Source organism: Bradyrhizobium oropedii (assembly GCF_020889685.1).
Taxonomy (GTDB): domain Bacteria; phylum Pseudomonadota; class Alphaproteobacteria; order Rhizobiales; family Xanthobacteraceae; genus Bradyrhizobium; species Bradyrhizobium oropedii.
On record NZ_JACMYO010000054.1, the window covers coordinates 17,278 to 38,745 of the forward strand.

The window sequence follows — 21,468 nt, forward strand, 5'->3', positions numbered from 1 at the left end:
GCCACCGTCATCGCTTGCGCCAGACGAACAGCCCGGACATCGCGTAGTTCCACACCACGCCCATCAGCGCGCCGGCCGCGCCCGCAAGCCACCAGATCGGCTCCTGGTCGTAGACCGAGAACGCGACGCCGACATTGGCCAGCAGGCCGACGCTGCAGACCAGATAGAACAGCAGCAGGCCGCGCAGGATGCCGAAGCCCTTCAGCCGCTGATCGCGGTAGGTCAGGAAATTGTTGAGGATGAAGTTGCTGGTCATGGCGACGATCGCGCCGGCGGCCTGGGCCTCCGGGAACGGCGCCTTGAACAGTTCCAACGCGATGAACAGCACCATCAGGTGCACCACCAGGCCGAGCCCGCCGACGGCTGCGAACAGAATGAAGCGCAGCGAGATCAGATCATTCGTCAGCTTCGCCAGCACCAGGCCGAGGAAGTCGAGCGCGACCATCGAGTCGAGCTTGCTCTCGCCATGCTGGCGCGCACCGAAGGTGTAGGGAATTTCGACCGCGCGCAGTTTACCCTCCGCGGTCGCCACCACATCGAGCAGGATCTTGAAGCCCTGGGTCGAGAGCTGCGGTGCGAGCTGCTCGAAGCGGTCGCGGCGGATCATGAAGAAGCCGCTCATGGGATCGGCGATCTCGACCTTCAGCGCGCGGCGCGCGATCTCGGTGGCGAAGGCGCTGGCGCCGGCGCGCTGCTTGTTGAAGCCTTCGGCCTTGTAACCCTCGATATAGCGGCTGCCGACCACGAGCTCGGCCTCGCCGCTCTGCAGCAGCGCCACCATCTTCGGGAGCTGGGTTTCGTCATGCTGCAGGTCCGCATCGATGACGGCGGCATAGGGCGCGCTCGAGGCCAGGATGCCCTCGATGCAGGCGCCGGACAGGCCGCGCCGGCCGATTCGGCGGATGCAGCGCACGCGGGAATCCTTCCGCGCCAGCGCACGCACCACGTCCCAGGTGGCGTCGGGCGAATTGTCATCGACGAAGATGACTTCCCAGGACACGTCCTTCAGGGTCGCATCGAGCCGACGGTACAGTACCGTGACGTTGTCGCGTTCGTTGAAGGTCGGGACGACCACCGAAAGCTGCGGCAAACTTGCTGCCTGCGACGAGGTTTCGGGGCCCGGCTTGATGGCGTCATTCATGAGCGCCAGCGTATAGCCGCAGCCTCCGCCCCTGCCAAGGCAGGCCGGCCCGTACGCTCTCTCAGGAAGCGGGAAAACGGGGCAAAATACCCCTGAAAATGCCAACGACCACGAACAAGGGCCGCGCGTACATCCGGCGCAGCCGACATTGTCGTGGTCGTCCCAGCGCCGGAGCCCTTAAGCTGCAACGTCGCCGTTAGGGGCTAGATAGGAAGCCCCCACGCGGTCCGCAAGGGGGTGGTCTGCAAGGGGCGCTCTGGAAGGCGTCTTGGCGTGAGGTCTTGGCGTTAGCGTCTTGGCGCTAGTTGTTCGGGACTTCCCGGATCACCGGGCCGCGCGGCACCGGGGCCGCTGGTGCGGCCTCAGCGGCAGGAGCCGCGTGCGGCTGAGCTGCGGCGGGCTGGGTCGGGTTACGGAGCTGGCTGGGCGACGGCCCATAGATGAACGCCGCCGCCAGCGCGAGCGCTGCGACCACTGCGCCCAAGAAGCCTGCCGTCGATTTTGAGCGCATGCCGATCATCCCTCGCCTGCGCGGATTGATATCAAAAATCGGCCGGCCGCAACAGGATTCGGGGAACCTATTTCGCCGCGGCCTTGCGCCGGGTGAAGGCGGTGACGATGTCCTTCTGCGCCAGCTCGATCGCGCGGTTGGCGGTGGTCAGGTTGACGTCGGCATCCTGCTTGGGAAACTGCAGCGACAGGAAGTCGATCAGCGACACACGGAAGTTCTGCCGCTCCGAGGGACAGACATTGGCGATCAGCGAGGTGAACTCCTGGTCGGACATCGTCTTGTTGCTGTCGCGGGGATATTCGCGGGCGAGACAATTCCAGTAGGCGTCGCGGCCGGTGATCGCGAGCTTGTGCGCATCGTCGACGTCGTCGGCCATCGCGGCGGAGGATATGGCAACGGACGAAATAGCGGCGGAGGACGTGATCAAAAGGGCGGCCGCAACCAGCATGCGCATTGTTGTTCTCCCGTTTTTCCGCATCCTAGCCAACACCGGCGAGCACGATAAGCATCGCCGCGCAGATCTGGCAAACTGGCCAATCACGATTATTTTGACTAATCTCGATCCCCTCCCTCCTCGCGATGAGTGCAGTCGTGGCCAAAGCTCCCACCAAGGCGACCAAGACAGACACCAAGACGACCAAGACAGACGCAGGCAACATCTACATCGGCATCGGCGGCTGGACCTTCGAGCCATGGCGCGGGGTGTTCTATCCGGAGAAGCTCACGCAGGCGAAGGAGCTGTCCTATGCGGCTTCCAAGCTGACCTCGATCGAGATCAACGGCACCTATTACGGCTCGCAGAAGCCGGAGAGCTTTCGCAAATGGGCCAGCGAAGTGCCCGACGGCTTCATCTTCTCGCTGAAGGGGCCGCGCTTCGCCACCAACCGCCGCGTGCTCGCCGAGGCCGGCGATTCGGTGAAGCGGTTCTATGATTCGGGCGTGCTGGAGCTGAGGGACCGGCTCGGGCCCGTGCTCTGGCAGTTTGCGCCGACCAAGAAATTCGACGGCGCCGATTTCGGCAAGTTCCTCGAACTGCTGCCGCGCAAGCTCGACGGCCGCGCGCTGCGCCATGTGGTCGAGGTGCGCCATGACAGCTTTTGCGTGCCCGAGTTCGTCGCCCTCATTCGCGAGCACGAGGTGCCGGTGGTGTTCGCCGAGCACGGCAAATATCCGGCGATCGCCGATGTCGCCAGCGACTTCGTCTATGCCCGGCTGCAGAAGGGCAATGACGAGTTGAAGACCTGCTATCCGCCGAAGCAGCTCGACGCCTGGGCCAAGCGGTTTCAGGACTGGGCCGGCGGCAGCGAGCCGGACGACCTGCCGAAAGTCGACAAATCAGCGCCGAAGAAGGCGCCGCGCGACGTGTTCGCCTACGTGATCCACGAGGGCAAGATCCGCGCGCCCGCGGGCGCGATGGAACTGATCGAACGGGTGAAGTGAGCGAGAACCGATGGCGAAGGCGCGGAAGCTGTTCACCATCGGCTACGAGCAGACGCCGTCCAAGGCCGTGCTCGACGAGCTCCAGCATGCCGGCGTGAAACTCCTGGTCGACGTCCGCGCGATCGCCTCCTCGCGCCGGCCGGGCTTCTCCAAGACCCAGCTCGCCGCAGGCCTCGACGAGCGCGGCATCGGCTACGTCCACCTCCGCGGCCTCGGCACCCCGAAGAGCGGACGGGAGGCGGCGCGCAGCGGCCAATATGCCTTGCTGCACAAGATCTACTCGGCGCACCTCAAGACAGTGCAGGCCAGGGAAGAGCTCGACGAGCTGTCGGCGCTGGTGAAGAAGTCCGGCCCGGTCTGCATCCTCTGCTACGAGCGCGACCACGAGCACTGCCACCGCCGCTGGATCGCCGAGATCATCGAGGAGCGCGACGGCGTCAAGATCGAGAATCTGGCCGCGCCGCAGGTCTAGAAAACGCTCTAGCCTTCCCCCTCCAGGCGCAACGTCCCCTGCATCATCTGCACACAGGCGCCGCCGACATGCGCTGACATGACTGCACCGTCCTGCTTGCGCACCCGTGTGAGCAACAGGCTCGGCCGGCCCATGTCAAAGCCCTGGCCGACCGTCAGCTTCAGGGTGCCGTCACGCAGCGGATCGAGCGCCGCAAGCAGCGCGGCTGCGGCGACCGTGGCGCTGCCGGTGGCGGGGTCCTCGATCAGGCCGCTTGATCCCGGAAAGAACATCCGCGCCTGTATATCGCAAGGCTGCTCCGCGGCGGGGACATCGCGCGTGTAGAAGTATGCGGAGAATGCGCCGTCACGCGGGAAGAAGCGGCCGAACGCCGCCGCATCGGGTTTTGCCCGCCGCACCGCATCGCGCGATGCGACCTCGAAGACCAGGAACGGCGTTCCCACGCCGACCACCTGCGGGGCTTGACGGTCCGTCCTGACATCGTCTGCCGTGAGCGAGATCAGGCTCGCGACCTCCGCGGCGGAGAATTGCGCCAGCCGCGACAGCGGCTGCGGCGCGGTCAGCTCAGTGGCAACGACCCTGCCGCCGTCTCGCGCGATATCGACCGGCACCAACCCCGCCTTCTCCTCGAAGATCAGACGCGACTTCGGCTCCTTCGCAAGCTGCGCCAGCACGAAGGCGGTACCGACATTGGGGTGTCCGGCAAACGGCAGTTCTCTGACCGGCGTGAAGATGCGAACCTGGGCGTCGTTGGCCTTGTCCTGCGGCGGCAGCACGAAGGTCGTCTCGGAATAGTTGAACTCGGTCGCGATCGCCTGCATCTGCGCCGTCGACAGCCCCTCGGCGTCGAGCACCACGGCGACCGGGTTGCCGCCGAAGGCGCGGTCGGTGAAAACGTCGACGGTGATATAGCGCCGCTGCATCTTGCGTGTCCTTGTGCTCCGGTCATCCGCGACCGATGGCATCATCGTAGCACAGCTGCAATGACGCCCATCAGAGCACTCGGTACAATCGCCCGCGAGCTAGAACCGAAACACCTCGCGCGGTGATGCGAGCACACGCGCGCGCTCACCGGCATCGGTGACGAGCTCGTCGAGGAATTTGCGGTTCTTGGCGTAGCTCTGCGTCGACTCGAATTGCGTGTGCGGCCAGTCGCTGCCCCACAGCAGCCGATCGACGCCATAGGCATTGCGCAGCAACGGATAGGCCTGCTTCGCGAATGCCCCGCCGGCGGCGCCGTTGCGATACGGCGCCGAGATCTTGACCCAGACATTTCGCGTCGCGCCAAGCTTGAGGACCGACTGGAATCCGGGATCGTCGATGCCGAGCTTCGGATCGGGCAAGGCGAAATGATCGAGCACAACCTTTACGCCCTGATCGAGTAATCTAGGCGCGAGCACAGCAAGATCGCTGGCGTTGCGCTGGATCTCGACCTGCCAGTCGAGCGTCCTGATCTGTGCCAGCAGGCCGGTCCACTCCGGCGACGTCAGATCGGGCAGCGTCTGGCCGACCAGGTTGAGGCGGATACCGGCCACGCCGGCGCGATCGAGCGCGTGCAGCTCGTCAGCCGCAATGGTGGGGTCGACGACGGCGATGCCGCGCAGGCGGCCATTGGTCGCCTTCAGGCATTCCACCAGATAGGAATTGTCGGTGCCGAGAAAACTCGGTTGCACGAGGACGCCATTGGTGATGCCGTTCTGGTCGAGCTGCTGCAGATAGAGCGCGAGCGGCGCGTCGTAGTCGGGCGCGTAGCGGCGGCCCGGCGCGAGCTTCAGCCCGCGATGGAAAACGTGGGCGTGGGTATCGATCGCCAATCGCGGCACCTCAGCCCTCACCTTGCTCGCCAATCCGCCTGCCGACAGCGCGGCGGCTACTCCCGCGGCAAACTGGCGCCGCGTCAACCCATGTTCGTACGATGTCATGATCATTCCTCATCATCACGCGCGCGTGGCGGCGGCCTGCTCGAAAACCTTGCCGCGGGTTTCCGGCAGCATCAGCACCGCGACCAGAACCAGCGAATAAGCAAACGCCGCGTCGATCCCGATCGCCGCACCAAGGCCGATGTGATCGCTGAGGTAGCCGACGAGGAAGGGAAACGCCGCCGAGACGATGCGGCCGAAATTGTAGCAAAAGCCGACGCCGGTGCCGCGCACGCCCGCCGGGTACAGCTCGCTGAACAGCGCCGCCATGCTGGCGGGAATGCCCGCCGAGAAGAAGCCGAGCGGAAAGCCCAGCACCAGCATCTGCGAATTGGAGAGCGGCGCGAAGATGTAGACCAGCACCGTCACGACGCATGCGGCGGCGAACAGCGTCACGTTGGCGCGCCGCCCGATCCGGTCGCTGATGATCCCTGAGACCACGCAGCCGCAGAAGAAGGCGACGATGATCACAGCGAGATAGGCGCTGGAACCGAGCACCGAGAGATGCCGCACCTCGCGGAGATAAGTCGGCAGGAATGTCGTCAGCGCCGCGTAGCCGCCATGGGCGCCGATGCCGAACAGGCCGCCGATCAAGGTCGACCGCAGCACATCGCGGTGAAAGATGCCGGCGAGCGTCGCGAAGAACGGCGGCTCGGCTGCGCGCGATGCGGCGCGCGGCGGCTCCTTCAATCCGCGGCGTATGTACAGGATCAAGAGCGCCGGGATCAGACCGACGGCGAACAGGATGCGCCAGGCGATCTCGGCCGGCGCATAGGTGAACACCAGCGCCGACAGCAGCACCGCCGCGCCCCAGCCCACCGCCCAGGCGCTCTGCACCGCGCCGAGCGCCTTGCCGCGATGCTCGGCGCGAATGATCTCGGCCATCAGCACCGCGCCGCAGGCCCATTCGGCGCCGAAGCCGACGCCCTGGATCGCCTTCAGGACCAGGAGCTGGGTGTAGCTCATCGCGAACGCGCAGGCGAAGGTCGCAAGCGCAAAGGTCGCGACCGTGATCTGCAGCGCTTTCACCCGCCCGAAGCGATCGCCGAGCGCGCCGCCGAGCCAGCCGCCGAACGCGCCGAAGAACAGCGTGACCGAGCCGAGCAGTCCGGCATCGGCCTTGCTGATCCCGAACGCTGCGATCAGCGCCGGGATCGCAAGGCTGAACATCTGGACGTCGAGTGCATCCAACCCCCAGCCGCCAAAACTTGCCCAGAAGGTGCGCCGTTCGAGCGGCGAGCATTCGCTGTACCAGTTTGCCATCATTCCTCCCTGAAACGTCTTGTGTTGTTTTATTTGGTTGCCGCGCTCATCTGATCTCGGCGTGGTAGCGGAAGCGATCCGCCGGCCCGCGTGAGCGGCGCCATTCGATCGGCCGCCGCTCCAGATCGAAGGCAAGGCGCTCGACCATGATCAGCGGCGCGTTGGCTTCCAGCCGCAGCAGGCGCGATTGCATCTCGTTCGCGATCTCGACGGTGAGGATTTCATCGGCGGAGACCACGACCTGGCCGCAGCGATCCTCGTAGAGCGGATACAGCAAGTCGCCGAACTCGGCGGTGTCGAGCGACAGGATCGCCTCGAAGCGCGACCTCTCGAGCCAGATCTCCTCCGCGAGCAGCGGCACGTCGTCGATCAAACGCAGGCGCGACAGGCTGATGACGGGCTCGCCGACGGAAATACGCAACGCCGACGCCACCGCTGTTGTCGCCGGCATCGTCTTCCGCCGCAGGATCCGGCTTTGCGGCACGCGGCGCTCGCCGCTCTCGGACTGGAAGCGGAAGAAGCGGAACAGCGAGGAATTGAACCGCGCGCGACGCACGAAGGTGCCGCGGCCCTGCTGGCGCTCCAGCACGCCGTCGTTGACGAGCTGATCGATCGCCTTGCGCACGGTGCCGATCGCGACGCCGTAATGCGCGCCGAGCTCGGCCTCCGACGGGATCGGATCCCCCGGACGCCATTCATTGCGGTTGATGCGCGCCGCGAGATCGTCGCGGAGACGCTGGTAGCGCGGCAGGCGGTCGTCGAGAGCTGAATTCATCTAGTCATCTATATGAGTAGATGACAGCGCGTCAATAGCTACCTTGATACCTTTGGCCTCACGATGTTACGGCCTATCCCAATTGCCAGACCGGCACCGGGTGCTCGTAACCCCGCACCGGGATCTCGCCGCGCGAGACGGCGTCCTTGCAGTCGTCACCGAGCGCATCGCGCACGGCAGCCGAGATCAGGAATTGCGAGCCGAGCTCCTTGTTGAGCGCCTCGAGCCGTGCGGCGAAGTTCACGGTGTCGCCGATCACCGTGTATTCCTTGCGTCGCGGCGAGCCGATATTGCCGGCGACGACCTCGCCGACATGGATGCCGATGCCGATGCGCAGCGGCCAGCTCGACGCCGCGTTGGTGCGTTCATTGGCCGCCAGCATCTCGCGGGCGGCAGCGACCGCCTGATGCGCGGCATCGCCTGCCTCGAACGGCGCGCCGAACAGCGCGAGAAAGCCGTCGCCCAGAAACTTGTTCACGATGCCGCCGTGGCGATCGAGGATATCGACCAGCACGGCAAAGGCGCCGTCGAGCCGATCCACCACCTCCTGCGGCGAACGCGTGCGCGCGCCGGCCGTGAAGCTGCGGAAATCGACGAACATCACCGCGACACGGCGGATGTCGCTCCCGGTAGAGGTGCCCTCAGCCATCAGGCGCTCGACCACCTGCGGCGAGACGTGCTGGCCGAACAGATTGGTGATGCGATCGCGCGCGGTGGCAGCGGCAATGCTGGCGGCGAACTGTCGCCGCAACTGCAGGCCGACCGCCCCGGCCAGCACGCCGCAGATCAGGATGATCGTGCTGCGCGCTGCGTGATAGTAGATGCCCTGATCGGCCGCGACACCATCCGCCGCGTGGAAGAACACCGCCATGTAGAACAGCTCGGTCGCCGCGACGAAGCCGGTGAAGGTCGAGAGCCAGAAGTCGAGCCGCAGCGTCGACAGGATGATGAAGACGAAATAGATCAGCGGCGCCACGAAGCCGAGCGCCTCCTGGCGTCCCATACTGTCGATATGCAGCGCCAGCACCACGGTCGGCAGCGAGGTCTCGACCAGCACGCCGATGTAGCGCCGGATCACCGGCAGGTCGCGGTCCTTGCGCATGTACCAGGTGATCGCACCGTGCACCCAGATCTCGAACAGGATCAGCGGACCGGTGACGTAGAAAATGTAGACCGGGCTGAGGTTGCCGTGCCAGACCCGGCTGACCGCCTCCGGCGCGAACAGATACACCAGCAGGCTGATCGCGCCGAGCATCACGGCGGTACCGATCAGCACCTTGACGCGGAGCAGCTCGGTGGTCATCACCTCGCGCATCAGGGCATGGTGGAAATCGGCGGATACGGTCGTCGCCTGCATTGTCTTCCCGCGGCCCCACCAGCCAGCCATCGTCATCGCCTCGGTCACCACGCCAGAATGGCTCCTTGCATCATTCTGCCTCAATCGAGCGTGCGGCGGAAGCGCGTCACGGCGACGGTCATGGCGAACAGCATCAGTGCCACCAGCGCGATGGTGTCGTATTGCAGGTTTTGCATCGCCGCGCCCTTCAGCATGATGGCGCGGACGATGCGCACGAAATGGGTCAGCGGCAGCCCCTCGCCGATATATTGCGCCCAGACCGGCATGCCTGCGAACGGAAACATGAAACCGGACAGCAGGATGCTCGGCAGGAAGAACATCATCGAGAGCTGCATCGCCTGCAGCTGGTTCTGCACGATGGTCGAGAACGTGTAGCCGATCGACAGATTGGTGGTGATGAACAGCGTGGTGAGCAGCGCCAGCAGCGTCAGGCTGCCGAGGACCGGCACGCCGAACAGCAGGATGCCGATCGCGATAATCAGCGTGGCCTGGATGAAACCGACCAGCACATAGGGGATGATCTTGCCGAACATCACCTCGACCGGCTTGATCGGCATCGACAGCAGGCTCTCCATGGTGCCGCGCTCGATCTCGCGCGTCACCGAGAGCGCGGTGAAGATCAGCATGGTCATGGTCAGGATGGTCCCGACCAGGCCGGGCACGATGTTGAGCCGCGAGTCCGCTGCCGGATTGTAGCGGGCATGGGCGCGGATCTCGAACGGCATATCCGGGGGATCGCCGATGTGCAGGTCATGCGCCAGCGCGGTCTGCACCAGCGGCCCGAGCGTGCCAAGCGCCGTGCCCGACGCAACCGGATCGGTGGCATCGGCCGCGACCAGAAGCGCCGGCCGGTCGCCACGCCGCACCGCGCGCTCGAAGCCGCGCGGGATCTCGACCCCGAACAGCACCTTGCCGGACTGCAGCAGCTCGTCGAACTCCTCGACGGTGTGGACCTCGCGGACGAAATGGAAATAGGCGGTGTTCTCCATCGCCTTCAGGATCGAACGTCCGAGATCGGTGTCCTCCTGGGTCAGCACCGCGGTCGGCAAATTGCGCGGCGTGGTGTTGATGGCGTAGCCGAACAGCGTGAGCTGCATCACCGGCAGCATGATGATCATGGCGAACGAGACGCGGTCGCGGCGAAGCTGGATGAATTCCTTGACCAGCATCGCATAGCTGCGCCGCCAGAAGCCGAACGCCGGCTCCCTCGCCTCACTGTTCTTGATCGTGTCCGTTGCGCTCATGGCAATTATCCCTGGAAGTTATCCGTGGAGCGCCCCATCAGATCGATGAAGACATCTTCGAGCGACGGCTCGCTCGCCTGCCAGTGCCATTTCGGACTGCTGCGATAGGGTGCGATGGCAGCCTCGAGCGCTGCCTTGTCGCGGCCCGAGACATGCAGGCTGGTGCCGAACGGCGCTGCCATGTCGACGCCCGGTTTGCCGGTGAGCTCGGCCATCAGGCCGTTGAAGTCCTCGCCGGTCACCGTCCAGGTCGATAGCGCGGAGGCCGCGATCACCTCGTCCACAGTGCCGTGAGCCAGCAGGTGGCCATAGGCGATGTAGGCGATCTCGTGACAGCGCTCGGCCTCGTCCATGTAGTGGGTCGAGACCAGCACGGTAAGCCCTTCAGCGGCCAGCGCGTGGATCTCGTTCCAGAAATCGCGCCGCGCCTTGGGATCGACGCCGGCGGTCGGCTCGTCCAGCAGCAACAATTGCGGATTGGGCAGCGTGCAGGCACCGAGCGCCAGCCGCTGCTTCCAGCCGCCGGAGAGATTGGCGGCAAGCTGCTCCTCGCGGCCCTTCAGTCCGATCCGTGCGATCATGTCGCGCGCCGCGCCGCGCGCGTCCGGCATGCCGTAGAGCCGTGCGACGAACTCCAGATTCTCGCGCACCGACAAATCCTGGTAGAGGCTGAAGCGCTGCGTCATGTAGCCGACCTTGCGCTTGATCTTGTCGGCATCGCGCCGGATGTCGTAGCCGAGGCAGGTGCCCTCGCCGCTGTCAGGCGTCAGCAGCCCGCACAGGATGCGGATAGTCGTGGTCTTGCCGCTGCCGTTGGGGCCGAGGAAGCCATAGATCGAGCCGCGCTTGACCTGCATCGACAGGTCATGGACCACCTCGCGTCCGCCAAACGACTTGGTCAGACCCTTCACATCGATCGCGATGGAAGATGCGCCGGGCTGCGTGCTGGTGGGGCCGCCGTTCATCTGCGCTCCGCCACCGGCGTCTTCGGATTGAGGTAGATGCTGATCGGCTGACCGACACGCAGGACATCGGGCCGGCTCGGCCGCGCCTGGATCAGATAGACCAGCTTGTTGCGCTCATCGAGGCTGTAGATGACGGGTGGCGTGTACTCCGCCGTCGTGGCGATGAAATAGATCTTCGCGGTGAGGTCTTTGGCGCAGTTGTCGCAAGTCACCCTTACCTCGTCGCCGAGCGCGAGCTTCGGCAGCTCGGTCTCCGGCACGAAGAAGCGCAGCTTCATGTTGCCGGGCGGCATGATCGACAACACCGGCCGCTGCGCCTGCACCATCTCGCCCTCGCGGAAATAGATCTGCTGGATCGAGCCCGCGATCGGCGCAAAGCCCTTGCGACGATCGAGCCGGGTCTGCGAGGTGACGACGCGCGCCTCTGCGACGCGCAGCGCCGAGACCGCGGAATCGAGGTTGGCCTGGGTGCCGGCGCCGGTGCCGCGCAGCGAGGCTGCGCGGTCATAGCTCTGCTGGGCATTCGCGAGCGTCGCGTTGTTCTGGTTGAGATCGGCGCGCTGCAGATCGTCGTCGACCGAATAGATGAGATCGCCAGGCTTGACCTCGTCGCCCTCGCGCACGTTGAGCTTGATGACGCGGCCGGATTCGTCGGGGCTGACGAAGATCATGTCGGCCTCGACCCAGCCCTGGAAGCCCGGATCCCGCTTCTCCTTGCAACCTGCCAGCGCCGCCGCCAGCGCAACGGCTGTCACGAGCTTCATCAGGCGCGACGCGGTCATGTCTTCCTCCGTTCGCCGAAGATCAGATCGAGATGCACCTTGAACATCGCGAGCCCATCGAGCGGCGCGTGCCGGGCGAACAGGCTCTGCCAGATCACCGCGACGATGGCCGGTGCGACGACCAGTTGCGGAAAGTCTCCTAGCTCGCGGTGCTTGATCTCGCCGCGCGTAATCGCGAGCTGGACCAGCGCCTTCATGCCGGTCAGGCCCTTCGACACCACCTCGCGGAAATAGAAATCGGCGATCGCCGGGAAGCGCGGCCCTTCGGACACGATCAGGCGGATGATGTCGCCGCGCCGGGTGGAGACGACCTCGCGGATGAAGGTCTCGGCAAATCCCTCCACCGCGTCGCGCACCGGACCGGTGATGGTCGGCAGCGCGGTCATGCGGCTGATCAGCGGCACCAGCGCGGTGCGGATCAGCTCCTCGAACATCGTCTCCTTGTCCTTGAAGTAGAGATAGAGCGTGCCCTTGGCGACGCCCGCGCGCTTGGCGACGTCGTCGAGCCGCGTCGCGGCATAGCCCCGCGCGATGAACTCATCCATCGCCGCCTCGATGATCGCAGCGCGCCGCTCCGCGGATTTCTCCGCACGGTTCGCCGGCGGCCTCGGCTCGGGCAGCTTTGCCGAGGCCACTTTCGGGATCCTCGCCGCGGCAGCCCGGATCGTGGTCCGGCGGCTGGCGGGCTGGGTGCGGGTTGTGCTTTCGGTGCGTTTTGTCATAGGGATATTATGACTGACTGGTCAGTCATTGTCAATGTGATCAAGGAAAACGCTCGCCGGCAGCAGATGTTCCTTTTGTGGGGTCGATCCTGGATACGGGCCTGCAGCCGCGTTATCGCGACCTAAAAGCCAGAGTTTGCTGGTTATTTTCGCCCGTCTGTCGATCAGACGACGCAGGGCAAAGCCGGGGCCGATCGCACCCATGGGTCCCGCGCAACAAGAAGCACCCTCTTCGTCATTCCGGGGCGCGCGTAGCGCGAGCCCGGAATCCATCGAGCCGCATACCTCCCGGATGAATGGATTCCGGGCTCTCGCTTCGCGAGCCCCGGAATGACGAGAGAGAGAGAGAGAGAGAGAGAGAGAGACGGCGCGTTACGTATGAAACTTCAGCCCATCGAGGATCTTGTCGACCACCTTGCGCTCGGCGCGAAAAGCGAGGCCGACCAGATTGAGCTCGCTACGCGCCACCGCCCTCACCACCTCGCGGTTGGCGGCATCATGCGTGGTCTTGAACATGTCCTCGGTGTAGAGCGCAGGTTTCACATCGCGCGCCAGTGCGCGCTCGAGCGCGCGTGACAACTGCGCGCGGTCGGCGCCATAGATCAGGATCGGCTGGCCGATCAAAGAGAGATACTTCGTCCCCGAGCCGTCCTCGTAATTCTCGCCGATGCACTCCGGAAAGGAAGCCGCGATGCCACCGGCCAGAAACGACGCCACGTTGAGCTTCTGCCAGACTTCCAGGTCGGTGCGGATCACGACCGCGATCTTGGTGTCGAACTGCATGGCGCAAGTCTAGCGGCAGGCAGCCGGCAAACACCAGACCGGACGGTGCAGACCTCACCTGCCCGTCAAGCAGCGGCGTTCGTTTCCTGCAAGAGCAAGCAGCGCAGCCCGCGTGAGTGCGGCTATGTGCGGAAGCGGTTGCATCCGGATGTCGTTGCGCTCATCCGGGCTCCAGACCTTGATCGCTGGCACGCCGCCCGCGATCAGCCCTTGGCGTCGCAGGCCCAGGCGCGGATCACGCATTCCTTGCCGCCATATTCGTAGCATTTGCGGGTGGCGGCATTGAGCGAGCCCGAGATCTTCGGCGCGACCGCATAGCCGTGCGCGCCGCACGGATTTTTCATGTCGATCGAGAGCGCGGCACAGGCGCGCTTCATGGTCACCGTCGTGCAATCGCCCTTGCACTGTTTCAGCGCCGCGGCACGCGCAGCACCTTCCGCCGGATAGTCGTAGGCCTGGCCATACGCCCCGCACTTGCCGACCGCGAACGCGCCGGCTGCGTGCGCCTTGGGGACGAAGGTTTCCACGGAGAAACGCGTGGCGCCGAGCAGCAATGTCAGGACGAGAATCGTCAGCGCGCGACGCTGCGCGGCGGCGGTCGAAATGATCAAGCGGAAATCCCCCAAAGTCCGGCGCGGACTGTACGCAGGGGTCGTTGCTAGATGGTGAATGACGGGTTGATGGGCGGGCCTCATCCGCGCGTCGTCCCTGCGAAAGCAGGGACCCATAACCACTGATCTTTGCAACAGGCGGGGAAGCGGCCCCAGCCCTGCAAGACAATCCACACATGTGGTTATGGGTCCCGGCTCGCGCTTCGCTTGGCCGGGACGACGGTGGATAGAGCTAACCGCGCCTTGCGGCTTCCAGCGCTTGCGGCGTATCGATGTCGAGGAAGGCGCTGTTGCCTTCGACCGGGACCTCGGCGACCACCTCGGCATGCTTGGCGATCAGATGGCGGGCACCGATGTCGCCGTCGAGCGTCATCAATTCCCTGAAGAAACGCCGCGACCACAAGACCGGATTGCCGCGGCGTCCTTCGCTGACGGGGACCGCGATCAGATGGCCTCGATCGGGGGCAAAGGTCTCGATCAGGCGGTCGATCAGTTGCGCATCGATCAGCGGCATGTCGCCGAGACAGACGACCGCGCCGTCGGCACTGTCGGAGACCGCCGAGATGCCTGCCTTCACCGAACTCGCGAGACCGCCGGCGAAATCCGGGTTGCGGACGAACTTGACCTTGAGGCCATCAAGCGCCTGCTCGACCAGATCGGCCTGATGCCCGGTGACGACGATCACCTCCGAGGCCTTCGAGGCCAGCGCCTGCTCGGCGACGATGCGCGCGAGCTTCTTGCCGTCGAGCTCGGCGAGCAGCTTGTTGGGGCCGCCCATCCGGGTCGAACGGCCGGCGGCGAGCACGATCGCCGCGACGTTGCGGTTGCCTTCGGTGTCCGGCACGGTGCGCGGCTGCGGCCGCGTCACGATCTCCATCAGAAGACCGCCGACGCCCATGCCGGTGAGATCCGACCGCGTCACCTTGATGCCGGCGAGCAGCCGCATCAGCACCCAGTCAAACCCGTTCTCGACCGGCGAGCGCGCGCAGCCCGGCGCGCCCAAGACCGGCACGCCGCCGGCGCTGCCGATCAAGAGCAGATTGCCGGGATCGACCGGCATGCCGAAATGCTCGATCGCGCCGCCGATCTCGGTGATCGCCGCGGGGATCACGTCGCGCCGATCGGCGATCGCCGAGGCGCCGAAGACGATGACGAGTTCGGCGCCTAAGCCGAGCAACTCCTTGATCGCACTTGCGAGCACGGTTTCGTCATGCGGCACGCGCCGCTCGGCGATGATGGTCGCCCCGGCCGGCGCCAGACGCTCGGCGGTGACGCGCAGCGTCTTGTCGATCACCTTCGGTGCAAGGCCCGGCAACAGCGTCGAGACCACGCCGACCTTCTTGATCACGTAAGGCGCGATCCGCAGCGTATCCCTGCCGGCCACCGCGACGGCGGCATCACGCAAGCGCCCCTCGACGCCGAACGGGATCAGCTTGACGGTTGCGATCATCTCGCCTTCGACCACCGGCTTGTATGCCGCAAGCGTGGCAAAGGTGATGGCCTCGTCGACGCCGTTGATGCGATCGACCGCGGCGCGGTCGACCACCAGCACGCCGGGGCGCGCCGCGAACAGATTGGCGCGGCCGGTGAAGGCGCGCTCGACATTGACGCCCTCGCCCGCCACCGCCTGTGCGATGCTGGCGGCAGCTGTGTCCTCGGAGACGTCGCCCTGCTCCAGCCGCACCACGACGACGTCCTTGACGCCGGCCTTGGTCAGCGCCTCGACCTCCGCAGGGCCGATCGTGGTGCCCTTCTTGAGCACCAGCGCGCCCTGGCGGAGCGTATGCACGGTGACGCCCCCAATCGCGTCGGCCGGACTGGCGGGACCGAATTTCATGCCGCTTCTTCTTTTTCTTTGGGAGGCAGACGCAGCTGCGCGGTGATCTCGGCCATGATCGCAACCGCGATCTCCGACGGCGACACCGCGCCGATGTCGAGCCCGATCGGCGCGTGGATGCGCGCGATGTCGCTATCTTTCGCGCCCTGCGCGCGCAGCCGCTCGGCGCGCTTGGCATGGGTCTTTCGCGAACCGAGTGCGCCGATATAGAAGCAGTCGCGGTCGAAGGCGTGCAGCAGCGCCGGATCGTCGATCTTCGGATCATGCGTGACCGCGACGAACGCGGTGTAGTGATCGACGTTGAGCGGCGGCAGCGCGACGTCCGGCCATTCGGCGACCAGCGGCACGTCAGGGAAACGCTCCGGGCTTGCAAACGCCGTGCGCGGATCGACGACCGTGACGTCATAGTCGAGCGAGCGCGCCAGCGGCGCCAGCGCCTGACTGATATGCACCGCGCCGATGATCACGAGCTTTGCGGTCGGCGCGTAGACGTTGAGGAACAGCTTCTTGCCCGCAACTTCGACGTTGCCGCTCTTGCCCATCCGCAGCTGTTTTGAAAGTTCGGCGCGCAGCGGATCGGCGGCGATGTCCGCGGCCTTGACCAGGCGCTGATCGCCATTGGCGGTGTCGGTGACGATGATCACCGGACGGCGCGCGGCGCGCTCTGCGTTCAGCTCTTTGAGGATTTCCAGCTTCACGGCAAGTGCCCCGTTTCCGAAGTTCGTACCTCTCTCGCGGCGCCCTCTCGTACGAACTTCGGAAACAAGAGGGGCACTTGCAACTTAACGATTGTAGTGCCGCTTATCGATTTGAAGTTCCTGACCGCACGCGCGGCATACACTACAGGAACTTCAAATCGGCGGCACTACCCGACCTTCTCGACGAACACGCGGATGGTGCCGCCGCAGGACAGGCCGACATTCCAGGCGGTCTCGTCGGCGACGCCGAATTCGAGCATTTTTGGCTGACCACTTGCGATCACGTCGAGCGCTTCCGTCACGACCGCGCCCTCGACGCAGCCGCCGGAGACGCTCCCTAAGAATGTGCCGTCGTCATTGATAACGAGGCTGGAGCCGGCCGGGCGCGGCGCCGAGCCCCAGCTCTCGACCACGGTGGCGAGCGCCACGCCGTGGCCCTGTTTCTGCCAGGTCTCGGCGGCCTGAAGGATGTCTTCGTCGCGGTTGAGCATGAGTATCTCCTCAAGCAACAGAACGGATCAGGCTGCGGTGGTGCGCCGGCGGCGGGGATGACAGCGCCCCGATCAAGCCCTTGATGGACGTCAAGTTATGCACCGGGCGAAATTCGTCAACGTGGGGCAACATCATTTTGATGCCCTGCGCCTTGGCCTCGAAGCCCGAATAGCGCAGCAGCGGGTTGAGCCAGATCAGGCGGCGGCAGGAGCGGTGCAAACGGTCCATTTCAAAGGCCAGTTTGGCATCCGCCTCCCGTTCTAGTCCATCGGATATAAGGAGGACGATGGCGCCCTGCCCGAGCACCCGGCGGGCCCAGAGTTGGTTGAAGGTGTGCAGCGAGGTCGCGATCCGGGTCCCGCCGGCCCAGTCCTCGACCGAGGACGAGCAGCTCGCCAGCGCCTCGTCGGGGTCACGCGCCCGTAACGCACGCGTCACATTGGTCAGGCGGGTGCCGAACAGGAACACCGAGACCCGCTTGCGGGCGTCGGTGATGGCATGCAGGAAGTGCAGGAACAGGCGGGTGTACTCGCTCATCGAGCCGGAGATATCGAGCAGCGCCACGATCGGCGCCGGCTTCTCGATCCGGCCGAGCTTCCTGATGTCGATGATCTCGCCGCCGGTACGCAGCGAGTTGCGCACGGTGCGGCGCATGTCGAGCCGCAGTCCCCGCGCGTCCGGCTGGTAGCGGCGGGTGACGAGCTCGGCCTGCGGCAGCCGCATCTTGGCGATCTCGCGCGTCACCTCGGCGATCTCGGCCGCGGTCATCTGCGCAAAATCCTTCTTCTGCAAAATCTCCTTGTCGGAGACCGAGAGCTTGAGCTCCTGCTCCTGGGCCTGCGGCCGCTCCTCGGTCTTCGCCGGCTGCGCCATCGCCTCCTGGACCCGGCGCGAGGCCGGCGGCGGCTTCTTCCTGGCGTGGTCGGGCAGCGGCACCGAATCCAGCATGCTCTTCCACTCCTCGGCGGCGCGGAAGAACAGCATGAAGGCCTGGCGGAAGATCAGCGCATGCTCGTGGCGCTTGACGAAAATCGCCTCCAGCGTGGCGTAGAAATCGGAGCGATGTCCGACCTCGATCAGCTGCAACGCGTCGAGCGCATCGATCACCGAGCCCGGCCCGACGGGCAGTCCGGCCGCCCGCAGCGCGCGGGCAAAGCCGATCACGTTGTCGGCCATGTGGCCGGTTGGAGGCGCGAGGTGGTTGATGGGCATCGAACTATCCACTCCCGTCATTCCGGGGATCGCGAAGCGAGAGCCCGGAATCCACTCTTCAGCGTCAACGCGGCCCGATGGATTCCGGGCTCGCGCCATCCAAGTCGGCTGTTGCCGACTTGGACGCTTAAGTCTGCCGAACTCGGGTAAACCCGAGTTCGGATGGCGCGCCCCGGAATGACGGCTAGTCGCTCGTCGCTTCCTTCAATGTCTTCTGCAACGCATCGCCCTGCATGCGCCCGATGTCGTCCTGATACTTGAGCAGCGCGCCCAGCGTGTCGCCGACCACCTGCGGCGTCAGCGAGCGGGCGTCGAGCTCGGACAGCGCGGTGGCCCAGTCAATGGTCTCGGCGACGCCCGGCGACTTGTAGAAATCCTGGTTGCGCAGCGCCTGCACGAAGCGGACGACCTGCGCCGACAGTTTTGCGGAGATGTTCGGCACCCGCGACTTGACGATCGCCAGCTCGCGGTCGGCCGTGGGATAGTCCACCCAGTGATAGAGGCAGCGCCGCTTCAACGCGTCGTGGATCTCGCGGGTGCGGTTCGAGGTGATGATCACGATCGGCGGCGCCGGCGCCTTCACGGTGCCGAGCTCCGGGATCGTGACCTGGAAGTCGCTGAGGATTTCCAAAAGATACGCCTCGAATGCCTCGTCGGCGCGGTCGAGCTCGTCGATCAGGAGCACCGGGGGCCCAGCGACGTCGGGCTCGAGCGCCTGCAGCAGCGGCCGCTTGATCAGGAAGCGCTCGGCGAAAATGTCGCTCGCGAGCTGGTCGCGATCGGTGTCGCCGGAGGCTTCCGCGAGCCGGATCGCGATCATCTGCGCCGCGCTGCTCCACTCATAGACGGCGGAGGCGACGTCGAGGCCCTCATAGCATTGCAGGCGGATCAGCTTGCGCCCGAGCGCCGCCGACAGGACCTTGGCGATCTCGGTCTTGCCGACGCCGGCCTCGCCTTCGAGGAACAGCGGCCGGCCCATGCGCAGCGCCAGATAGGTGACGGTCGCGAGCGACCGCTCGGCGAGATAGCCGCGCGACGTCAACAGCCCCTCGAGCGCATCGACGGAAGTGGGTAACGCCGATGCACTCATGGAACAGCCAGTCTTCGAACAGGGGTTAGCAACATCACGCCTTGGATCTAATCCTTGGGATCTAGGTCGTATCTAGTCCCTTGGATCTAGTCCCTGGATTTAGTCCTTGGCGTTGGCGGCTTCCACCGCCCTGCGCGTCAAAACGCCGACCAGATGCGCGCGGTATTCGGCGCTGCCGTGCAGGTCGCTGTTCAGCCCTTCGGCCGGAACCGCGATGCCGTCGAGCACCTTGTGCGAGAAGCGCTTCTTCAGGGCCTCCTCGAACGCGGCGACGCGGAACACGCCGTCGGAGCCTGCACCGGTGACCGCGACGCGCACGTCGGACGGACGCTTGGCCACGAACACACCAACCAACGCATAACGCGAGGCCTGGTTGCGGAACTTGACGTAGGCCGCCTTCTTCGGCAGCGGGAACATCACCTTGGTGATGATCTCGTCGGCCTCGAGCGCAGTCGAGAACAGGCCCTGGAAATACTCTTCGGCCTTGAGGCGGCGCTTGTTGGTGACGATGGTCGCCCCCAGCGCCAGCACCGCGGCCGGGTAGTCCGCGGTCGGATCGTTGTTGGCGAGCGAGCCGCCGATGGTGCCGCGGTGGCGCACGGCGGGATCGCCGATCAGGCCGGCAAGCTCGGCCAGCGCCGGGATCGCCTCACCCACGATCGCGGAGTTCGCGACCTCGGCGTGCTTGGCGGTAGCGCCGATCACCAGCGAGCGGCCCTTCATCTCGATCGTGTTGAGACCTTCGATGTGGGAGAGGTCGACCAGATGCGGCGGGCTCGCGAGCCGCTGCTTCATGACCGGCACCAGCGTGTGACCGCCGGCGATCAACTTGGCGTCCTCGTTCTTCACCAGCAGGTTGGCGGCCTGCCGCACGGTGCCGGGACGATGATATTTGAATTCGTACATTGGAATGTCCTGATCGCAGATCGCGACGAATGGCTGATTAAGCTAGATCCGACTTGGCCATCGCCTTGGCGCCGGCGGCGATCGAAGCCACGATGTTCTGGTAGCCGGTGCAGCGGCAGAGATTGCCTTCCAGCTCCTCGCGGATCACCTCGTCGGAGAGCTCGTGGCCCTTGCGATGGACCAGGTCGACCGCGGTCATGATCATGCCCGGCGTGCAGAAGCCGCACTGCAGGCCGTGATGCTCGCGGAAGGCCTCCTGCATCGGGTGCAGCGGCGCGCCATCGGCCGCCAGCCCCTCGATGGTCTTGACCTCATGACCGTCGGCCATCACCGCAAGCGTCGTGCAGGACTTCACCGCCTTGCCGTCCAGGTGCACGACGCAGGCGCCGCACTGCGAGGTGTCGCAGCCGACATGCGTACCGGTCAGCCGCAGATTTTCGCGCAGAAACTGGACCAGAAGGGTACGGGGGTCGACATTGGCGTTAACGGGGTTGCCGTTCACGATCATTGAAATCTTGGCCATCAGCACTCTCTTATCTGCGCCGCCGCATATCGGCGAAGCAGGCGGTTTAAAATCATTCCAGACGGCATAATATGGGCGCGCCCCGCGATGGGCAACCTTTGGAGCCACCCATCCAGGACATAGCGGGAAGACTTGGCCGGACCCAGATAATCCAGCCGGAAAGCAGGGCTAACCCTGCACCGCCTTGGCAAAATTTGCAAAGAATTCATCGGCCAGCTTCTTGGCGGCGCCATTGATCAGGCGCTGGCCGAGCTGGGCGAGCTTGCCGCCGATCTGCGCTTCCACGTTGTAGCTCAGAAGCGTACCGCCATCCTTGTCGGCGAGGCCGACGGTGGCGCCGCCCTTGGCGAAGCCCGCGACCCCGCCCTCGCCTTCACCCGAAATCTTGTAGCCGTTCGGCGGGTCGAGATCGCTCAAGGTAACTTTGCCCTTGAAGCGGGCGGAGACCGGGCCGACCTTCATCTTCGCGGTGGCGCGGAAGCCGCCTTCGTCGGTCTTCTCCAGCTCTTCGCAGCCGGGGATGCAGGCCTTCAGCACTTCGGGATCGTTGAGCTTGTCCCACACAGCCTGGCGCGGCGCTGCAAGCTGGACTTCGCCGGTCATTGTCATGGCCATGGGGGACCTCCTCGATCGCTAAGAACCTTTTCCCCCAAGTAAAGCAGCCGGGGCGCAAAGGAAAGGGCACCTTCGGAGGATGAGCGATGCATATTCGCAACCGCAGCAAG

General features: G+C 65.3%; 25 protein-coding genes. 2 read left to right on the forward strand and 23 right to left on the reverse strand.

Annotated elements, in window-relative coordinates:
• Positions 1-7: 7 nt before the first annotated feature.
• The 3 genes from H8A95_RS17140 to H8A95_RS17150 form a co-directional block, all read right to left on the reverse strand.
• Positions 8-1,141 (reverse strand): glycosyltransferase, encoded by a 1,134-nt coding sequence (locus H8A95_RS17140; RefSeq protein WP_229184179.1) that lies wholly within the window; start codon positions 1,139-1,141, stop codon positions 8-10.
• Between the two features lie 301 nt (positions 1,142-1,442).
• Complete coding sequence (locus H8A95_RS17145; protein ID WP_229184180.1) at positions 1,443-1,652, reverse strand: hypothetical protein; 210 nt, start codon at positions 1,650-1,652, stop codon at positions 1,443-1,445.
• A gap of 67 nt (positions 1,653-1,719) precedes the next feature.
• Positions 1,720-2,106 (reverse strand): hypothetical protein, encoded by a 387-nt coding sequence (locus H8A95_RS17150; protein WP_229184181.1) that lies wholly within the window; start codon positions 2,104-2,106, stop codon positions 1,720-1,722.
• A gap of 137 nt (positions 2,107-2,243) precedes the next feature.
• Here H8A95_RS17150 and H8A95_RS17155 point away from each other — a divergent pair, with 137 nt between their 5' ends.
• A complete protein-coding gene (locus H8A95_RS17155) occupies positions 2,244-3,092 on the forward strand; it encodes a DUF72 domain-containing protein (protein WP_229184182.1) in 849 nt (282 codons plus the stop codon).
• A gap of 10 nt (positions 3,093-3,102) precedes the next feature.
• A complete protein-coding gene (locus tag H8A95_RS17160; RefSeq protein ID WP_229184183.1) occupies positions 3,103-3,564 on the forward strand; it encodes a DUF488 domain-containing protein in 462 nt (153 codons plus the stop codon).
• An 8-nt stretch (positions 3,565-3,572) separates the two neighbouring features.
• On the opposite strand, the gene H8A95_RS17165 is transcribed toward H8A95_RS17160, so the two are convergent.
• From H8A95_RS17165 to H8A95_RS17260, 20 genes are all read right to left on the reverse strand, one after another.
• Entirely contained in the window at positions 3,573-4,487 is a 915-nt protein-coding gene (locus tag H8A95_RS17165) for a PhzF family phenazine biosynthesis protein (protein WP_229184184.1), read from the reverse strand.
• Positions 4,488-4,586: 99 nt separating this feature from the next.
• Positions 4,587-5,486 carry an amidohydrolase family protein gene (locus H8A95_RS17170; protein ID WP_229184185.1) on the reverse strand — a complete coding sequence of 300 codons (900 nt, stop codon included), beginning with the start codon at positions 5,484-5,486 and terminating at the stop codon, positions 4,587-4,589.
• Positions 5,487-5,501: 15 nt separating this feature from the next.
• The gene (locus H8A95_RS17175; RefSeq protein WP_229184186.1) at positions 5,502-6,746 is read right to left on the reverse strand and encodes an MFS transporter; all 1,245 of its coding nucleotides are present in this window, start codon (positions 6,744-6,746) and stop codon (positions 5,502-5,504) included.
• A gap of 46 nt (positions 6,747-6,792) precedes the next feature.
• A complete protein-coding gene (locus H8A95_RS17180) occupies positions 6,793-7,521 on the reverse strand; it encodes a GntR family transcriptional regulator (RefSeq protein ID WP_229184187.1) in 729 nt (242 codons plus the stop codon).
• A 73-nt stretch (positions 7,522-7,594) separates the two neighbouring features.
• Positions 7,595-8,908 carry an adenylate/guanylate cyclase domain-containing protein gene (locus tag H8A95_RS17185; protein ID WP_420839401.1) on the reverse strand — a complete coding sequence of 438 codons (1,314 nt, stop codon included), beginning with the start codon at positions 8,906-8,908 and terminating at the stop codon, positions 7,595-7,597.
• A gap of 50 nt (positions 8,909-8,958) precedes the next feature.
• A complete protein-coding gene (locus H8A95_RS17190; protein WP_229184188.1) occupies positions 8,959-10,122 on the reverse strand; it encodes an ABC transporter permease in 1,164 nt (387 codons plus the stop codon).
• A 5-nt stretch (positions 10,123-10,127) separates the two neighbouring features.
• The gene (locus tag H8A95_RS17195) at positions 10,128-11,087 is read right to left on the reverse strand and encodes an ABC transporter ATP-binding protein (RefSeq protein ID WP_229184189.1); all 960 of its coding nucleotides are present in this window, start codon (positions 11,085-11,087) and stop codon (positions 10,128-10,130) included.
• Positions 11,084-11,869 (reverse strand): HlyD family secretion protein, encoded by a 786-nt coding sequence (locus H8A95_RS17200; protein ID WP_229184190.1) that lies wholly within the window; start codon positions 11,867-11,869, stop codon positions 11,084-11,086. The genes H8A95_RS17195 and H8A95_RS17200 overlap by 4 nt, the downstream gene beginning before the upstream one ends.
• Entirely contained in the window at positions 11,866-12,591 is a 726-nt protein-coding gene (locus H8A95_RS17205; RefSeq protein WP_233287085.1) for a TetR/AcrR family transcriptional regulator, read from the reverse strand. The genes H8A95_RS17200 and H8A95_RS17205 overlap by 4 nt, the downstream gene beginning before the upstream one ends.
• Positions 12,592-12,612: 21 nt before the next feature.
• On the reverse strand, positions 12,613-12,795 hold the full coding sequence (locus H8A95_RS17210; protein WP_229184191.1) for a hypothetical protein: 183 nt from the start codon (positions 12,793-12,795) through the stop codon (positions 12,613-12,615).
• A gap of 168 nt (positions 12,796-12,963) precedes the next feature.
• Positions 12,964-13,374, reverse strand: a complete 411-nt coding sequence (locus H8A95_RS17215) for a DUF2000 family protein (protein ID WP_229184192.1) — start codon at positions 13,372-13,374, stop codon at positions 12,964-12,966.
• 203 nt (positions 13,375-13,577) lie between these two features.
• Positions 13,578-13,928 carry a DUF4189 domain-containing protein gene (locus H8A95_RS17220; RefSeq protein WP_420839402.1) on the reverse strand — a complete coding sequence of 117 codons (351 nt, stop codon included), beginning with the start codon at positions 13,926-13,928 and terminating at the stop codon, positions 13,578-13,580.
• Between the two features lie 289 nt (positions 13,929-14,217).
• Positions 14,218-15,822 carry an NTP transferase domain-containing protein gene (locus H8A95_RS17225; RefSeq protein ID WP_229184193.1) on the reverse strand — a complete coding sequence of 535 codons (1,605 nt, stop codon included), beginning with the start codon at positions 15,820-15,822 and terminating at the stop codon, positions 14,218-14,220.
• On the reverse strand, positions 15,819-16,520 hold the full coding sequence (locus tag H8A95_RS17230) for an XdhC family protein (protein WP_229184194.1): 702 nt from the start codon (positions 16,518-16,520) through the stop codon (positions 15,819-15,821). Before H8A95_RS17230 ends, H8A95_RS17225 begins: the two co-directional genes overlap by 4 nt.
• A 167-nt stretch (positions 16,521-16,687) precedes the next feature.
• The gene (locus tag H8A95_RS17235) at positions 16,688-17,011 is read right to left on the reverse strand and encodes an XdhC family protein (RefSeq protein WP_229184195.1); all 324 of its coding nucleotides are present in this window, start codon (positions 17,009-17,011) and stop codon (positions 16,688-16,690) included.
• 10 nt (positions 17,012-17,021) lie between these two features.
• Positions 17,022-18,224 carry a vWA domain-containing protein gene (locus tag H8A95_RS17240; RefSeq protein ID WP_229184196.1) on the reverse strand — a complete coding sequence of 401 codons (1,203 nt, stop codon included), beginning with the start codon at positions 18,222-18,224 and terminating at the stop codon, positions 17,022-17,024.
• A gap of 184 nt (positions 18,225-18,408) precedes the next feature.
• Positions 18,409-19,314: an AAA family ATPase gene (locus H8A95_RS17245; RefSeq protein WP_229184197.1), complete on the reverse strand. Its 906-nt coding sequence runs from the start codon at positions 19,312-19,314 to the stop codon at positions 18,409-18,411.
• 99 nt (positions 19,315-19,413) lie between these two features.
• Positions 19,414-20,220, reverse strand: a complete 807-nt coding sequence (locus tag H8A95_RS17250; protein WP_229184198.1) for an FAD binding domain-containing protein — start codon at positions 20,218-20,220, stop codon at positions 19,414-19,416.
• 37 nt (positions 20,221-20,257) lie between these two features.
• A complete protein-coding gene (locus H8A95_RS17255) occupies positions 20,258-20,743 on the reverse strand; it encodes a (2Fe-2S)-binding protein (protein WP_016840414.1) in 486 nt (161 codons plus the stop codon).
• A 168-nt stretch (positions 20,744-20,911) separates the two neighbouring features.
• On the reverse strand, positions 20,912-21,358 hold the full coding sequence (locus tag H8A95_RS17260; RefSeq protein WP_016840413.1) for an SRPBCC family protein: 447 nt from the start codon (positions 21,356-21,358) through the stop codon (positions 20,912-20,914).
• Positions 21,359-21,468: the final 110 nt, after the last annotated feature.

Excerpts from the sequence above, each read along its gene's own strand:
- H8A95_RS17240 (WP_229184196.1), bottom strand. The coding sequence starts at position 18,224 with ATGCCCATCAACCACCTCGCGCCTCCAACCGGCCACATGGCCGACAAC.
- H8A95_RS17250 (WP_229184198.1), bottom strand. The coding sequence starts at position 20,220 with ATGTACGAATTCAAATATCATCGTCCCGGCACCGTGCGGCAGGCCGCC.
- H8A95_RS17150 (WP_229184181.1), bottom strand. The coding sequence starts at position 2,106 with ATGCGCATGCTGGTTGCGGCCGCCCTTTTGATCACGTCCTCCGCCGCT.
- H8A95_RS17145 (WP_229184180.1), bottom strand. The coding sequence starts at position 1,652 with ATGCGCTCAAAATCGACGGCAGGCTTCTTGGGCGCAGTGGTCGCAGCG.
- H8A95_RS17190 (WP_229184188.1), bottom strand. The coding sequence starts at position 10,122 with ATGAGCGCAACGGACACGATCAAGAACAGTGAGGCGAGGGAGCCGGCG.
- H8A95_RS17210 (WP_229184191.1), bottom strand. The coding sequence starts at position 12,795 with ATGGGTGCGATCGGCCCCGGCTTTGCCCTGCGTCGTCTGATCGACAGA.
- H8A95_RS17170 (WP_229184185.1), bottom strand. The coding sequence starts at position 5,486 with ATGACATCGTACGAACATGGGTTGACGCGGCGCCAGTTTGCCGCGGGA.
- H8A95_RS17235 (WP_229184195.1), bottom strand. The coding sequence starts at position 17,011 with ATGCTCAACCGCGACGAAGACATCCTTCAGGCCGCCGAGACCTGGCAG.
- H8A95_RS17225 (WP_229184193.1), bottom strand. The coding sequence starts at position 15,822 with ATGAAATTCGGTCCCGCCAGTCCGGCCGACGCGATTGGGGGCGTCACC.
- H8A95_RS17205 (WP_233287085.1), bottom strand. The coding sequence starts at position 12,591 with ATGACAAAACGCACCGAAAGCACAACCCGCACCCAGCCCGCCAGCCGC.
- H8A95_RS17180 (WP_229184187.1), bottom strand. The coding sequence starts at position 7,521 with ATGAATTCAGCTCTCGACGACCGCCTGCCGCGCTACCAGCGTCTCCGC.
- H8A95_RS17260 (WP_016840413.1), bottom strand. The coding sequence starts at position 21,358 with ATGGCCATGACAATGACCGGCGAAGTCCAGCTTGCAGCGCCGCGCCAG.
- H8A95_RS17215 (WP_229184192.1), bottom strand. The coding sequence starts at position 13,374 with ATGCAGTTCGACACCAAGATCGCGGTCGTGATCCGCACCGACCTGGAA.
- H8A95_RS17200 (WP_229184190.1), bottom strand. The coding sequence starts at position 11,869 with ATGACCGCGTCGCGCCTGATGAAGCTCGTGACAGCCGTTGCGCTGGCG.
- H8A95_RS17140 (WP_229184179.1), bottom strand. The coding sequence starts at position 1,141 with ATGAATGACGCCATCAAGCCGGGCCCCGAAACCTCGTCGCAGGCAGCA.
- H8A95_RS17175 (WP_229184186.1), bottom strand. The coding sequence starts at position 6,746 with ATGGCAAACTGGTACAGCGAATGCTCGCCGCTCGAACGGCGCACCTTC.
- H8A95_RS17165 (WP_229184184.1), bottom strand. The coding sequence starts at position 4,487 with ATGCAGCGGCGCTATATCACCGTCGACGTTTTCACCGACCGCGCCTTC.
- H8A95_RS17255 (WP_016840414.1), bottom strand. The coding sequence starts at position 20,743 with ATGGCCAAGATTTCAATGATCGTGAACGGCAACCCCGTTAACGCCAAT.
- H8A95_RS17160 (WP_229184183.1), top strand. The coding sequence starts at position 3,103 with ATGGCGAAGGCGCGGAAGCTGTTCACCATCGGCTACGAGCAGACGCCG.
- H8A95_RS17195 (WP_229184189.1), bottom strand. The coding sequence starts at position 11,087 with ATGAACGGCGGCCCCACCAGCACGCAGCCCGGCGCATCTTCCATCGCG.
- H8A95_RS17185 (WP_420839401.1), bottom strand. The coding sequence starts at position 8,908 with ATGGCTGGCTGGTGGGGCCGCGGGAAGACAATGCAGGCGACGACCGTA.
- H8A95_RS17245 (WP_229184197.1), bottom strand. The coding sequence starts at position 19,314 with ATGAGTGCATCGGCGTTACCCACTTCCGTCGATGCGCTCGAGGGGCTG.